14 protein-coding genes are annotated in these 13554 nt (G+C 73.4%); 5 read left to right on the top strand and 9 right to left on the bottom strand.

Features of this window, described 5'->3' with window-relative positions:
* Nucleotides 1–20: 20 nt before the first annotated feature.
* The 4 genes from ACH4D3_RS01245 to ACH4D3_RS01230 form a co-directional block, all read right to left on the bottom strand.
* Entirely contained in the window at nucleotides 21–902 is an 882-nt protein-coding gene (locus ACH4D3_RS01245; protein WP_398315071.1) for a cytochrome c biogenesis CcdA family protein, read from the bottom strand.
* Complete coding sequence (locus tag ACH4D3_RS01240; protein WP_398315069.1) at nucleotides 899–1711, bottom strand: DsbA family protein; 813 nt, start codon at nucleotides 1709–1711, stop codon at nucleotides 899–901. The genes ACH4D3_RS01245 and ACH4D3_RS01240 overlap by 4 nt, the downstream gene beginning before the upstream one ends.
* A 66-nt stretch (nucleotides 1712–1777) precedes the next feature.
* Nucleotides 1778–2272 carry a hypothetical protein gene (locus ACH4D3_RS01235; protein WP_398315067.1) on the bottom strand — a complete coding sequence of 165 codons (495 nt, stop codon included), beginning with the start codon at nucleotides 2270–2272 and terminating at the stop codon, nucleotides 1778–1780.
* Nucleotides 2273–2323: 51 nt separating this feature from the next.
* On the bottom strand, nucleotides 2324–2719 hold the full coding sequence (locus ACH4D3_RS01230; RefSeq protein WP_398315065.1) for a hypothetical protein: 396 nt from the start codon (nucleotides 2717–2719) through the stop codon (nucleotides 2324–2326).
* Between the two features lie 519 nt (nucleotides 2720–3238).
* On the opposite strand from ACH4D3_RS01230, the gene ACH4D3_RS01225 reads away from it, so the two are divergent.
* Nucleotides 3239–4084: a DUF2637 domain-containing protein gene (locus tag ACH4D3_RS01225; protein ID WP_398316602.1), complete on the top strand. Its 846-nt coding sequence runs from the start codon at nucleotides 3239–3241 to the stop codon at nucleotides 4082–4084.
* Between the two features lie 120 nt (nucleotides 4085–4204).
* On the opposite strand, the gene ACH4D3_RS01220 is transcribed toward ACH4D3_RS01225, so the two are convergent.
* On the bottom strand, nucleotides 4205–4648 hold the full coding sequence (locus ACH4D3_RS01220; protein WP_398315063.1) for a DUF6299 family protein: 444 nt from the start codon (nucleotides 4646–4648) through the stop codon (nucleotides 4205–4207).
* A gap of 240 nt (nucleotides 4649–4888) precedes the next feature.
* Between ACH4D3_RS01220 and ACH4D3_RS01215 the strand changes: the two genes are divergently transcribed.
* Nucleotides 4889–5098 carry a DUF5999 family protein gene (locus tag ACH4D3_RS01215; protein WP_385358845.1) on the top strand — a complete coding sequence of 70 codons (210 nt, stop codon included), beginning with the start codon at nucleotides 4889–4891 and terminating at the stop codon, nucleotides 5096–5098.
* Nucleotides 5099–5114: 16 nt separating this feature from the next.
* Here ACH4D3_RS01215 and ACH4D3_RS01210 read toward each other — a convergent pair whose 3' ends face one another.
* Genes ACH4D3_RS01210 through ACH4D3_RS01200 form a run of 3 tightly spaced genes read right to left on the bottom strand, consistent with a single transcriptional unit; the run spans nucleotide 5115 to nucleotide 7540 of the window.
* Nucleotides 5115–5942, bottom strand: coding sequence for an alpha/beta fold hydrolase (locus ACH4D3_RS01210; protein WP_398315061.1), 828 nt, complete (start codon nucleotides 5940–5942; stop codon nucleotides 5115–5117).
* A 27-nt stretch (nucleotides 5943–5969) separates the two neighbouring features.
* On the bottom strand, nucleotides 5970–6368 hold the full coding sequence (locus ACH4D3_RS01205) for a RidA family protein (RefSeq protein WP_398315059.1): 399 nt from the start codon (nucleotides 6366–6368) through the stop codon (nucleotides 5970–5972).
* Nucleotides 6365–7540, bottom strand: coding sequence for an acyl-CoA dehydrogenase family protein (locus ACH4D3_RS01200; protein WP_398315057.1), 1176 nt, complete (start codon nucleotides 7538–7540; stop codon nucleotides 6365–6367). The genes ACH4D3_RS01205 and ACH4D3_RS01200 overlap by 4 nt, the downstream gene beginning before the upstream one ends.
* A 116-nt stretch (nucleotides 7541–7656) precedes the next feature.
* On the opposite strand from ACH4D3_RS01200, the gene ambL reads away from it, so the two are divergent.
* The 3 genes from ambL (at nucleotide 7657) to ACH4D3_RS01185 (ending at nucleotide 11189) form a co-directional block, all read left to right on the top strand.
* Nucleotides 7657–9333: an aminobenozate:CoA ligase AmbL gene (ambL, locus tag ACH4D3_RS01195; protein WP_398315055.1), complete on the top strand. Its 1677-nt coding sequence runs from the start codon at nucleotides 7657–7659 to the stop codon at nucleotides 9331–9333.
* 15 nt (nucleotides 9334–9348) lie between these two features.
* Nucleotides 9349–10194, top strand: a complete 846-nt coding sequence (locus ACH4D3_RS01190) for a PaaX family transcriptional regulator C-terminal domain-containing protein (RefSeq protein WP_398315053.1) — start codon at nucleotides 9349–9351, stop codon at nucleotides 10192–10194.
* A gap of 83 nt (nucleotides 10195–10277) precedes the next feature.
* Nucleotides 10278–11189, top strand: a complete 912-nt coding sequence (locus tag ACH4D3_RS01185; protein WP_398315051.1) for a sulfotransferase family protein — start codon at nucleotides 10278–10280, stop codon at nucleotides 11187–11189.
* Here ACH4D3_RS01185 and ACH4D3_RS01180 read toward each other — a convergent pair.
* Nucleotides 11177–13537, bottom strand: coding sequence for a bifunctional salicylyl-CoA 5-hydroxylase/oxidoreductase (locus ACH4D3_RS01180; RefSeq protein WP_398315049.1), 2361 nt, complete (start codon nucleotides 13535–13537; stop codon nucleotides 11177–11179). The genes ACH4D3_RS01185 and ACH4D3_RS01180 overlap by 13 nt on opposite strands.
* Nucleotides 13538–13554: the final 17 nt, after the last annotated feature.

Here is a 13554-nt window from a genome sequence, read left to right as displayed (position 1 = left end):
CACTCAATGAAACAAGGCGGTCACCCTTCGGGTTCGCCTGCGCGGCCCTGCCGCGCAGGGGCAACCGTCGACGTGTCCTCCTGCCTCCCGCCCGGCCGGAGCAGCGCCAGCAGGGCGGTCAGCGCCGCCACTCCGGCCAGGACCAGGAGGACGACCCGGTCGGACACCGCCGCGCCGATGTCGGACAGTCGTTCCTCCAGGGCGAACTCGGTGTCGGTGTCCAGCACCGACGGCAGTGCGGAGGTGCCGTCGAAGGCCAGGAACGCCACCCCGAGCGCGATGAAGAACAGGCCGCCGAGGAGGGTGGTGCTGTGCAGCGTCAACGGGCCCGCCCGGAAGGTCCGGCCCCGCAGCCAGCGCCTGCGGCCCAGGTCGAACCGGTCCCAGAGCAGGGCCAGTACGAACATCGGGACCGCCATGCCGAGCGCGTAGACGGCGAGCAGCACCCCGCCGTGCAGCGGGTCGCCGTCCACGGCCGCCACGGTCAGGATGGAGCCGAGGATCGGGCCAGCGCAGAATCCCGCCAGCCCGTACACCGCGCCCAGGGCGAACACCGACAGGGCCGAGCCCGAACGGTGTCCGCCCGCGGCCCGCGCCATCCGGCGGGAGCCGAAGCCCAGCCCGGCGATCTGGGCCACGCCCAGGGCGATGACCGTCCACCCGCCCGCCGTCACCAGGGCGTCCCGGTGCCCGTAGAAGAGGCGGCTGGCGAAGGAACCGGCCACGCCGAGCGGTACCAGCGTCGTGCACAGTCCGACGTAGAACAGGCCGGTGCGTGCCATCAGCCGGGTGCGGCTGGTGAAGGAGTAGGCGAAGAAGGCCGGCAGCAGCAGTGCGCTGCACGGGCTGAGCAGGGCCAGCAGGCCGCCGAGGAAGGCCATCGCCAGGCCGGCCTCGCTCATCGTCCGGCCCCCTTCGCCGCCTTCGCCGCCCTCGCCGCGGTCTCGACGGCTTCCTCGAAGGTGTCCGTGGGCTGGGCGCCCAGGATCGGCCTGCCGTTGACCAGGAACGCCGGGGTGCTGGTCACGCCCAGGGTGTAGCCCTCCTCCTGGTCCTCGCGCACCGCGCCGCGGGCCTCGTCGGAGGCCATGTCGGCCTGGAAGCGCTCGATGTCGGCGATTCCCGCCTCGCGGGCCATGGCGACGAGGTTCTCGGCGTCGAAGGCGCCAGTGTTGCGCTCGCGCGGCTTGCCGTAGGCGACGTCGTGGAACTCCCAGAACTTCTTCTGCCGCCCGGCCGCCCAGCCGGCCAGTGCCGCCTGTTCGGACTCCTCGCCGAAGATGGGGAAGTTGCGCCACTCGATGCGCAGGGTGCCCTTGTCCACGTACGAGCGCAGCAGTTCGGGCTTGGTCTCGCGGGCGAACCGTCCGCAGAACGGGCACTGGAAGTCGGAGTACTCGATCAGCACGACCGGAGCGTCGGCGCGCCCGATCGCCAAGGGATCGGACGCGTCGCGGCGGGCGAGGGCGAGCAAGGCCTCGTCGGCGGGCGCGGGGGCGGCGGAGCCGGTGACGGCCGCGGGTTCGCCGGCCTTCTCCTCGCGGTGGTCCGAGCCGTCGAGCGTGAGGGCGAAGGCCGCGGTCACCGCGGCGGCCGCGAGCACTGCCACGGCGGCGGCGGTCCGGCTGCGGCTGCGGCTGCGGCTGCGGCGGGACGAGGAAGGGGAAGGGGAAGACGGGGAAGGGGACGGGGACGGGGTGGATCCGGTCATGGGGTACCTCAGACAGGTGAGGAGGGAAGGGAAGAGGAAGAGGAGGGGTGCGGAACCGGCCTCGGGTCAGGCGGAGGGCGTGACCGGGCACGCGGTCTCGAAGGACAGGCGGCGCAGCGCGGCTTCCGTCAGCAGGCCCACCGACAGCAGGGCCAGCAGCGGCTGCAGCGGAGCCCAGTAGCTCAGTGCGCCGGAGGCTCCGAGGAGCACGAGGACCAGCTTGTTGCAGACCGGGCAGCCGACGGCGAAGAAGGAGAGCACCCCGCCGATCGCCCCGAGTCGGCCGCCGTCGGCGGCGTGCGGCTCCGGTGAGGACGACGGCCGGCGCACGTAGGTGGTCAGGACGATGCCGGCCAGTGCGGCCGTGACGGCCAGGGCCGGGTAGTTCCACCACTGCACGGGGACCGACCGGCCGAAGAGCGGATTGGGCACCACGTCGGTGGGCGCGCCGACCAGGACCGCCGTGGCCAGCGCACCCGCGCCCGCCACGGTCCACTGCCGGGACCGCCAACCACGCAGTGCCGTACCCGCCCGCCGCCAGGAGCGCGGGGAAGAGGACATGCCGAAGAACTCCGTTTCAGAGGATGTGGGGACACGGCCGAACGGGCCGGTCTACATCCGCAGAACGGAGTGGAGGGTCGGCGAGGGCGGATCAGGGCCGCCGGCGAAGACGCCGAAGTGCTGTGGCACGAGGGGCGCGGGATCGGTGTGCGGGGACGTCGCGCGCGGGAAGGCGGCGGACGGCGGCGGGTTCTCGGCCCGCTGGACACTGGAGTCGCCGATCGCCTTCTTGCCGCACGGTGCCGCGGCGCCGTCGGAAGGTTCGGCCACGGCGGCAGCTGCTGCGGCTGCGGCTGAGGTCTGTACCCGCTCCGCGGTGGGCGCGGGCATGCCCCGCGCTCCGCTTTCCGCGTGCGTGAAGACGCACAGCAGCCCCACCACTGCCACGAGCAGGGCCAGCACACCGCGGACGTGGGCGGGCGCCCGCCCGGGTGCCGCTCGCTTCATCGCCGCTCCTGCGCTGTCCGTGGTCAGGGCCACCCTAGGTCACGCGCCGCCAGGCCTCGTACCGGGCCCGGACGCACCGTCGGGCCGCGCTTCTCCCCCGTTCGCGCGATCTCTGACGCTTTTCGTACAGGACGGCAACCGAACCGGTGTGAATTCGAGATTGGGTAAGTATCGCAGAAATCGTTCACCCGACTGCCGCGCATCCGACGGAGTAGGCAGACGTTACTTCGGATATGACCGAGGAACGCGGGGAATTCACGGCGCTTGGCCCGTACACCTACAGGCCCGGCAGAAATCACTGTCCGTCACCGATCGACGGAACTCTGACCAGAGGCGGGTACCCCGTCCCGCTCCGGGTGACCGAGCCCGTGCTGCAGCGGTTCCTGGACGTCATGACCGAGTTGGAGACCGGCCTCGCCGAGCGGTGGGGCCGGACGCAGGGCTCCTTGACGTACACCCGGGCGGAGTGACCGGCACCTCGTGTACGAAGAACACTACGGAGATCACACCCACCCCCGCATGCCGTACGGCGAGGGACCGTTCCGCGCCACGGGCAGCGGTCGGCACCGCGCGCCCGAGGCGGCCTCCCAGGAGACCCTGGTCCCGCCCGAACCCGGTTGGGACCCGGCCGAGGAACTCGCGTTCCTGCTCCAGGACGCGATGGAGCAGCAGCCCGGAGCACCCTCCGCGACGGACACCTCGGCACTCGCACCCGCCCCGGGCACACCGCTGAGCAATCTGCAGGAGATCACGGCGGAGCTGCCCCCGTTGAGGGAGTCCCCGACGAGTCACCGCAGGGTCCGCAGAGGGAGAAAGGTGAGCCGGCTGCGCGCCGCGAGCCTGTTCGTCGCCGCGCTCGCCGCGGTCATCGCCGCCTCGGTGAGCCTGTTCGGCGGCATGGTGGCCTACGAACCGCTGCGACTGGCCGCCGTGACCCGCACCCGCGGCAGCGTCGTGTCCTGGTGGCCGCTGCTGGTCTACGGGCCCTGGCTGGTGGCCTCGTTGGCGGTGCTGCGGGCCGCGCTGCACCAGCGCCGCGCGGTGCACTCCTGGGCCGTCGTCCTGCTGTTCTCGGCCATCGCGATGCTGCTCTGCATCGCGGAGGCGCCCAGGACGATCAGCGACGGCGCGGCGGCCGCGCTGCCCGGACTGGCCTCGCTGGTCTGCTTCCAGCAGGTCATCCGCCAGATCACGCTCACCCGTCCGCCCCGGCGGGCGGTGCCGCGTCACCGGCAGCGCGCCGCGGTCACTCCGGGTGACGATCCGTCGGGCAGGGCGGCCGCCGATCCGGTGTCCCTTCCGCAGCAGCGGCAGAATGCCGTGCGTTCGCCGCGGCCCGGCACGAGGCCCGGAAAACGAACCTGACCGGAGTGGAACAAGGCGGTTGCGACGGTCTTCCATCTCCTTTCGGAGAATGTGAAGAAAAGGAAATGCGGAATGCGTTGCGGATCGCGCCCGGACGGATACGGGAGGGCACCGCGCGGGTCAGCCCGCCGTCAGGATCACGTCCTGTGCCTGCCGGGCGTGGAAGCTCGGCAGCGGCACGATACCCATGGGGCGCAGCTCCATCAGGGTGGCCTCGACGTGGGCCGCGCCGGGCTCCAGGACGACCGTGTCGGGCGTGCCGGTGTTGACCCAGCGGTGCTCCAGGCCGTCGCAGACCGCGCGGGTGCCGCCGACGCCGAAGCGGGCGGACGGGTCGCTCTGGCTCACGGTGGAGCTGACGTAGACCGGGCCGCTGCCGCCGGTGCAGCGGTAGGTGCCGGAGAGGGTGACGCTGCCGTCGGCGGCGATGCGGCCGGCCGGGTCGACGGTCACCGACTCCGCGACGAGGCGGGCGTCGTGGGGTGCGGCCGTGGCGGCGGGGGCGGCGAGCAGGAGCACAGCTGCGCCGGCGGCTGCGGCGAGGGCGGCGGGGCGTACGGGCACGGGGGACCTCCCGATCGGTCGGAATGAGGGGTTCCACTGGTACCGGGCGGAGGGGCCGGCGGCAGTGACCGTCACCCCTTCGGTGGCGAGTCCGCGCCGGCCGTCGTGGAACGGTCGCCGGCTTGTCCGGGTGTTGTCACGCTTGCCGCCCGGGTCTTGGCGACGACTTCCCGGCGGGCGCACCGTCTGTACACGCGACGGTCCCGAGGACGGGACGGTCTCCCGACGTGGAGGTGCGCCATGTGTGTCCACCGGCCTTCCTGCCCCGCTTCCGACTCCCCCGAGGCGCGCGTCGTCACCGCGCACGTCGTCGCCGCCCACCCGGAGCAGGGGTGGAACCTGCTGTGCGACGGCACGGTCGTCTTCGACGACACCGGCGAGCTGCTCCCCGACGGCCGAGTGGTCGCCCCGTGCCGGGTGCCCGCCGGGCGCCTGGCCATGGCCGCCTGAATCCGTCCGGTACGGCTCAGTCCTGCTCGGCGACGAACTCCCGCAGCAGGGAGGCGAGCAGCTCCGGCTGGTCCTCGGGGATCAGCGTCCGGGTGTCCTCGACCTCCACGAGCCGTCCCCGCGGGAGGAGTTCGGCCAGGCGCCGGCCGTGGGCGCGGGGCATCATCAGGTCCTCGGTGGCCCACACGACGAGTGCGGGCCGGTCGAATCTCCGCAGGCCCTGGGCGGCTTCGAGCAGTTCGTCGCGGCGCACGTGCGTGCCGTAGTGCCGGAAGTCGCGCCGGATCGCGGGGTCGGTGCGCAGCGGGCGCAGCCAGCCGTCGACGACCTCGTCGGGCACGGGGCGTTTGGTGAGTGCGCCGATGCCGACGGGCAGACGGCGCAGCGGCTTGAGGCCGAGGGTGCGCACCAGCAGGGACACGCCGCCCGGGGTCCGGCAGGCGATGCCGATCAGCTTCCCGGGCAGGCCCGGCGGGTAGTTGTCGAACGCCTCGCACGCGACGAGCGCCAGCCGCGCGAGCCGCTCCGGGTGCCGGGCGGCCACCGTCTGGGCGCGCCCGCAGTCGTTCTCGACGAGGGTGACGTCGGTGAGATCGAGGCGGTCGAGGAACTCGGCGATCAGCTCGTTGACCAGGTCGGGTGTGGGTGGCCGGCGCAACGGGCGGCGGTGGGCGCCGTAGGGCAGGGTCGGCGCGATCACCCGGTGGTCGGTGCGCAGGTCGGCGACGACCTTGCGCCAGACGGTCCGGTCGTGGACGAGGCCGTGCAGGAGGACGACGACGGGGCCGTCGCCGCCGGTGTCCTCGTACTCGACGGTTCCCGCGCTCAGTTCGATGTCCGGCATGCCGGAATGCTAGGCGTCGCGGCCGGGCTACGGCAGTACGGCGAAGCCGTCCAGTTCCACCAACGCCCGTTCGTCCCAGAGCCGTACGACCTCCACGACCGCCATCGCCGGGTAGTCGCGGCCGGCCAGCTCGCGCCAGGTGCGGCCGAGTTCTGCGGCGTGGGTGCGGTACGCGGCGACGTCGGTGGCGTAGACGGTGACCCGGGCCAGGTCGGCGGGGGCGCCCCCGGCGGCGCGCAGGGCGGTGAGGAGGTTGGTGAGGGCCTGCTCGAACTGGGCGGGGAGGGTGTCGCCGGTGACCTTGCCGTCGGTGTCGAGGGCGGTCTGGCCGGCCAGGAACACGACGCGGCCGCCGGTGGCGACGACGGCGTGGGAGAAGCCGGTGGGCGGGGACAGTTGGGGTGGGTTCACCCGTTCGGCGGTCATGCTCCGGCCTCCTTGCTCGTGGCGTCGGTCCGGGACGGCTGGTACGTCCGGTACAGCTCCTTGGCGACGATGCCGCGCTGGACCTCGCTCGCTCCCTCGTAGACGCGCGGGGCGCGCACCTCGCGGTAGAGGTGTTCGAGGAGGTGGCCGCGGCGCAGGGCGCGGGCGCCGTGCAGCTGGACGGCGTGGTCGACGACGTACTGAGCGGTCTCGGTGGCGAGGAGTTTCGCCATCGCTGCGCGCCCCGGGACGTCCGGGGCGCCCGCGTCGTACGCCGTGGCCGCCGCGTACACCATCAGGCGGGCCGCCTCGGTGCGCAGCGCCATCTCGGCGACCTGGTGGGCGACGGTCTGGAGGTCGCGCAGCCTGCCGCCGAAGGCCTCGCGGGCGGTGGTGTGGGCGAGGGTCGCGTCCAGGGCGGCCTGCGCCATCCCGACGGCGAAGGCGCCGACGCTGGGGCGGAACAGGTTGAGGGTGTCCATGGCCACCCGGAAGCCGCGGTCGGGTTCGCCGAGCACGTCGTCCGCGGTGACGGGTACGCCGTCGAAGGCGAGGGCGCCGACGGGGTGCGGCGAGAGCATGTCGAGCGGGGTGCCGGTGAGCCCGGGACGGTCGGCGGGCACGAGGAAGGCGGTCACACCGCGGGCACCGGCGCCGGGGGTGGTGCGGGCGAACACCGTGTAGAAGTCGGCCTCGGGGGCGTTGGAGATCCAGCACTTCTCCCCGGTGAGCCGCCAGGCGGCGGCTCCCGCGCCGGGCCCGGCCTCCGGTTCCGCCCGCAGCGACAGTGCCGCCGCGTCCGAGCCGGCGCCGGGCTCGCTGAGGGCGAAGGCGGCGATCGCGGTGCCGTCGCTCACGCGGGGGAGCCAGCGGGCGCGCTGGGACTCGGTGCCGTGCGCGTGCACGGGGTGGGCGCCGAGGCCCTGGAGGGCCAGGGCGGTCTCGGCCTCCGTGCAGGCGTGCGCGAGGGACTCGCGCATCAGGCACAGGTCGAGCGCGCCCGAGGTGAACAGCCGGGGCAGCAGGCCGAGGGAGCCCAGTTCGGCGACCAGGGGGCGGTTGACGCGGCCCGGCTCGCCCTTCTCCGCGAGCGGGCGCAGCCGTTCGGCGGCGAGGGCGCGCAGCTCGTCGCACCAGGTGAGTTGTGCCGGTTCGAGCGAGAATGCGGGCATCGCCGGTCCCTTCCCCTGTCCGGGCCACGGTCGAGGCTATCGCGCCCCGTTGACTGTCGTCACCAACACGATACGCTCGTTGCGCGAGCCCACCACGACAAAGGGGGCGAACCGCCATGGCCGATCCGCGCCGCGCGGACCCGCACCGCTCCGCCCACGTCGACACCTTCGCGCGCGACCACCTGCCGCCCCCCGAGCAGTGGCCCGAGCTGCTCTTCGACCTGCCGGAGCTGCGCTACCCGGAACGGCTGAACTGCGCCGCCGAGCTGCTCACCGGCCCGCCCGGCGACCGCCCGGTCTTCCGCACCGCGTCCGGGGACACCTGGACCTACGGGGGGCTGCGGGACCGCGTCGACCGGATCGCCCACGTGCTCACCGGCGATCTCGGCGTCGTCCCGGGCAACCGGGTGTTGCTGCGCGGCCCCACCGGCCCGTGGCTGGCCGCGTGCTGGCTGGCGGTGCTGAAGGCGGGCGCGGTGGCGGTCACCGTGCTGGCCCAGCAGCGCCCGCACGAGCTGCGCGCGATCTGCGAGATCGCCCGGGTGCGGCACGCGCTGTGCGACGTCCGGGCCGTCGACGACCTCGCCAAGGCGGAGATCACCGGCCTGCGGATCACGACGTACGGCGGGGACGCGCCGGGCGACCTGCACCGCCGCACGGCGTCGGACACGGTGCCCTCGACGCCGTACCGGGCCGTCGACACCGCCGCCGACGACGTGGCGCTGATCGCGTTCACCTCCGGCACCACCGGGCGGCCCAAGGGGTGCATGCACTTCCACCGCGATGTGCTGGCGATCGCGGACACCTTCTCCGCGCGGGTGCTCAAGCCGCGCTCCGACGACCTCTTCGCGGGCAGCCCGCCGCTCGGTTTCACCTTCGGGCTCGGCGGTCTCGTCGTCTTCCCGATGCGGGCCGGGGCGAGCGCCCTGCTGCTCGAACAGGCGGGCCCCCGGCAGCTGTTGCCGGCGGTCGCCGAGCACCGGGTGTCGGTGCTGTTCACCGCGCCGACGGCGTACCGCGCGATGCTCGACGAGCTGGACGGGTACGACGTGAGTAGCCTCAGGCGCTGCGTCTCGGCGGGCGAGAACCTGCCCGCGGCCACCTGGCGGGCCTGGCACGAGCGCACCGGACTGGGCGTCATCAACGGCATCGGCGCCACCGAACTGCTGCACATCTTCGTGTCCGCCGCGGACGGCGACATCAGGCCCGGGACGACGGGCGTTCCGGTGCCGGGGTGGCAGGCGCGGGTGCAGGACGCGCACGGCGCACCCGTGCCCGACGGCGAGCCCGGACTGCTGGCGGTGCGCGGTCCGGTGGGCTGCCGGTACCTCGCCGACCCGCGCCAGCGGGAGTACGTGCGCGGCGGCTGGAACGTCACGGGGGACACCTACGTCCGCGAGCCCGACGGGTACTTCCGGTACGTGGCACGCGCCGACGACATGATCATCTCATCCGGGTACAACATCGCCGGGCCCGAGGTGGAGGACGCGCTGCTGCGCCACCCGGACGTGCTGGAGGCGGCGGTGGTGGGCCGTCCCGACCCGCACCGGGGGCAGGTCGTGGTGGCGCACGCGGTGCTGCGGGAAGGGGCCGCGCGGGACGCGGACGCGCTGCGCGCGTTCCTGCGCTCGGAGCTGGCGCCTTACAAGTGTCCGCGGGAGATCCTCTTCCCGGACGCGCTGCCGCGCACGGCGACCGGCAAGCTCCAGCGCTACCGCCTCCTCGACCCGACCGGTCCGGGCCCCTCCCCCGCTCCCGGGGCTCGTCCCGGTCCCCTGGGCGGCCGGGCGTGACGCCGACGACATAAGATGATCAATGTGTCCGACCTGCACGTACAGCCTGCTCCGAGGTCCCTCATCGTCACGCTCTACGGCGCGTACGGCCGTTTTGCGCCGGGCCCGGTGCCCGTCGCCGAGCTGATCCGGCTGCTGGCCGCGGTCGGGGTGGACGCGCCCTCCGTGCGTTCGTCGGTGTCCCGGCTGAAACGGCGCGGGCTGCTGCTGCCCGCCCGTACGGCCGAGGGCGCGGCGGGGTACGAACTCTCCGCCGAGGCCCGTCAGCTGCTCGACGACGGAGACCGGCGCGTCTACGCCGGCACGCCCCACGAGGACGAGGGCTGGGTGCTCGCCGTGTTCTCCGTGCCCGAGTCGGAGCGGCAGAAGCGACACGTCCTGCGTTCGCGGCTGGCCGGTCTCGGCTTCGGCACCGCGGCTCCCGGCGTGTGGATCGCCCCGGCCCGGCTGTACGCGGAGACCCGGCACACCCTGGGCCGCCTCGGCCTGGACTCCTACGTGGACTTCTTCCGCGGTGAGCACCTGGGATTCACGGCGACCGCCGAGGCGGTGGCCCGCTGGTGGGACCTGGCCGCGATCGCCAAGGAGCACGAGGCCTTCCTCGACCGTCATGCGCGCGTCCTGCACGACTGGGAGCGCCGGGCGGACACGCCGCCCGAGGAGGCCTACCGCGACTACCTCCTCGCCCTGGACTCCTGGCGCCACCTGCCCTACACGGACCCCGGGCTGCCCGCCCGGCTGCTGCCCGAGGGCTGGCCCGGCACACGCTCGGCGGCCGTCTTCCGGGCGCTGCACGAGCGGCTGCGCGACGCGGGCGCACAGTACGCGGCGATGGGACCGACTCCGACCCCCGGGGAGTGAGTCACATCACATTCTGAGGCGATCAGGGAACGCTCAGCCCCCTCAGACCCTCTTCTCAGGTTTCTCACCTACCGTGCGGAGGCATGAGTCTCGCACGTAACTTGAACCGGGCCCTCACCGCCACGACCGGCCTCCAGGTACGGAGAGCACCCCGGACGGCGAAGGGGAGTCCGAAGGGGAGGCAGGCAGCGAAGTCCGCCGCCGCGCAGCCCGCGGCGCACCGGGCGGCCCCGTACCGATGTCCGTCGGCCGGGGAGCTGCCCACCGACCGGTTGCTGCGACGGCCCGTCTTCATCATCTCGTCGATCCGTTCCGGCTCCACCCTGCTGCGCATGATGGCGGGCGCCCACCCGCGGCTGCACGCCCCGCACGAACTGCACGTCGGCAAGCTGGAGGTCGCCTGCACCAACTGGCACTCCGAGCGCGCGATGGGTGAACTCGGCCTGCGCCGCGGCGACCTGGAGCACCTGCTGTGGGACCGCGTCCTGCACCGTGAACTCACCAAGTCCGGCAAGGACTTCGTGGTCGAGAAGACCCCGGCCAACGCCTACATGTACCAGCGCCTCAAGGACTGCTGGCCCGACGCGCGCTTCGTCTTCCTGCTGCGCCACCCCGAGTCGATCGCCCGCTCCTGGCACGAGAGCGACCCCGTCAAGCGGCCGTACGACACCGCCGTCACGGACGTGCTGCGCTACATGACGGCCGTGGAGGAGGCCCGGTCGGCGGACGCCGACGGCTTCACCGTGCGCTACGAGGACATCACCGGCGACCCCGAGCGCGAGATGCGCCGCCTGTGCGCATACCTCGGCGTCGACTACGCGCCGGCCATGCTCGACTACGGCGCGAAGAGCGGTGCGGAGCTGGTCAGGGGTCTGGGCGACTGGCGGGAGAACATCCGCACCGGCACCGTGCAGCCGGGACGCGCACTGCCCGGTCGGGACGAGATCCCCGAGCGGCTGCGCCCGATGTGCGCGGCCTGGGGCTACCCGTCCTGACCCGGGCCGTACAGCGTCAGCCTCGGCTTGGGGGCGTCGGTGCGTCCGGTGCGCGGCGGGCGGCTGCCCGCCCGGTACGGCGCGGGCCAGCGGGCGCCCGGTCCGTCGTAGCCCTGCTCGGCTGCGGCGTGCAGCGTCCAGTGCGGGTCGTAGAGGTGGGGCCGGGCGAGGGCGCACAGATCGGTGCGCCCGGCCAGGATCAGCGAGTTGACGTCGTCCCAGGAGGAGATGGCGCCGACCGCGATCACCGGGACGCCCGCCTCGTGGCGGATGCGGTCCGCGTACGGCGTCTGGTACGACCGCCCGAACTCGGGCCGTTCACCGGCGACGACCTGGCCCGTGGACACGTCGATGGCGTCGGCGCCGTGCGCGGCGAACGCGCGGGCGATCCCGACCGCGTCCTCGCCGCTCGTGCCGCCCTCGGCCCAGTCGGTCGCGGAGATCCGTACCGTCATGGGCCGCTCGTCCGGCCACACCTCGCGTACGGCGTCGAAGACCTCCAGAGGGAAGCGCAGCCGCCTCTCCGGTGAGCCGCCGTAGGCGTCGGTGCGGTGGTTGGTGAGCGGGGAGAGGAAGCCGGAGAGCAGGTAGCCGTGGGCGCAGTGCAGTTCGAGCAGGTCGAATCCGGCCCCGGCGGCCCGTTCGGCGGCGGCCCTGAACTGCTCCCGCACGTCCGCCAGTTGCGCCCGGGACAGCTCGCGCGGAGTCTGGCTGCCGGGCCGGTACGGCAGCGGGGAGGGTGCCACGAGGGGCCAGTTTCCGTCGGGCAGCGGTTCGTCCATGCCCTCCCACATCAGCCGGGTCGAGCCCTTGCGGCCGCTGTGGCCGAGCTGTACGCCGATCGCGGTGCCGGGCGCGCCGTCGTGCACGAAGTCGGTGATCCGCCGCCACGCCTCGCCCTGCCGGCCGGTGTAGAGGCCCGCGCAGCCGGGGGTGATGCGGCCTTCGGCGCTGACGCACACCATCTCGGTCATCACCAGGGCGGCACCGCCGAGGGCCCGGGCGCCGAGGTGGACCAGGTGGAAGTCGCCGGGGACGCCGTCGGTGGCGGAGTACATGTCCATCGGGGAGACGACGACGCGGTTGCGCAGGGTCAGCCCGCGCAGCCGGAACGGGGTGAACATCGGGGGCGTGTCCGGCGGGCAGCCGAACTCCCGCTCCACCTCGCCGGTGAAGTCGGCGTCGCGCAGCCGCAGGTTCTCGTGGGTGACCCGGCGGCTGCGGGTGAGCAGGTTGAAGGCGAACTGGCGCGGCGGCTGGGCGAGGTACCGGTCCAGGTCCTCGAACCACTCCAGGCTGGCCTTGGCCGCCCGCTGCGTGGAGGCGACGACGGGGCGCCGTTCCTCCTCGTACGCGGTCAGCGCCTCCTGGAGGGTGGGCCGCTCCTGGAGGCAGGCGGCGAGCGCGAGGGCGTCCTCGACGGCGAGCTTGGTGCCGGAGCCGATGGAGAAGTGGGCGGTGTGGGCGGCGTCGCCGAGCAGGACGACGTTGCCGTGCGACCAGCGTGCGTTGACGACCGTGCGGAAGGTGGTCCACGCCGACTTGTTGGACCTCAGCGGGCGGCCGCCGAGCGCGTCGGCGAAGATCTTGGCGCAGCGGGCGGTGGACTCCGTCTCGTCCAGTTCGTCGAAGCCGGCCGCCCGCCAGACCTCCTCGCGCATCTCGACGATGACGGTGGAGGCGTTGGGCGCATACGGGTAGCCGTGCAGTTGCATCACGCCGTGCTCGGTCTCGGCGATCTCGAAGCGGAAGGCGTCGAAGGCGAAGTCGGCGGCGAGCCAGATGTAGCGGCAGCGGTGCGGGGTGAGGTGCGGCCGGAAGACGTCGTGGTACGCCTCGCGGGTGGCGCTGTGCACGCCGTCGGCGGCGACGACGAGGTCGTGGGTGCGCGCGAGGCGGTCCGGGGGCGGTGCCTCGGTGCGGAAGCGGAGTTCCACGCCGAGGTCGCGGCAGCGCTCGTGCAGGATTTCGAGGAGGCGGCGGCGGCCGAGGGCGGCGAAGCGGTGTCCTCCGGAGGTGTGGCGGGTGCCTCGGTGGACGATGTCGATGTCGTCCCAGCGGACGAAGTGGGCCTTGAGGGCCTCGTAGACGGTCGGGTCGGCGTGTTCGATGCCGCCCAGGGTTTCGTCGGAGAGGACCACGCCGAAGCCGAAGGTGTCGTCGGGGGCGTTGCGTTCGTAGACGGTGACCTCGCGGTCGGGGGCGAGGCGTTTGAGGAGGGCGGCGGTGTAGAGGCCGCCGGGGCCGCCACCGATGATCGCCGCTTGTAGGGGGTGGCTTGTCTTCGCGGGCGGCTGCGGGTTCGTTGTGGTTGCTCGCGCAGTTCCCCGCGCCCCTGAGGTTGGCATACTCCCCCGCATCGACG

The organism is Streptomyces sp. NPDC018026 (genome assembly GCF_044327745.1).
GTDB classification, from domain to species: Bacteria; Actinomycetota; Actinomycetes; order Streptomycetales; family Streptomycetaceae; genus Streptomyces; species Streptomyces rubrogriseus.
Note: the sequence above shows the minus strand (reverse complement) of the source record. Positions and strands in the feature narration are given on the sequence as shown.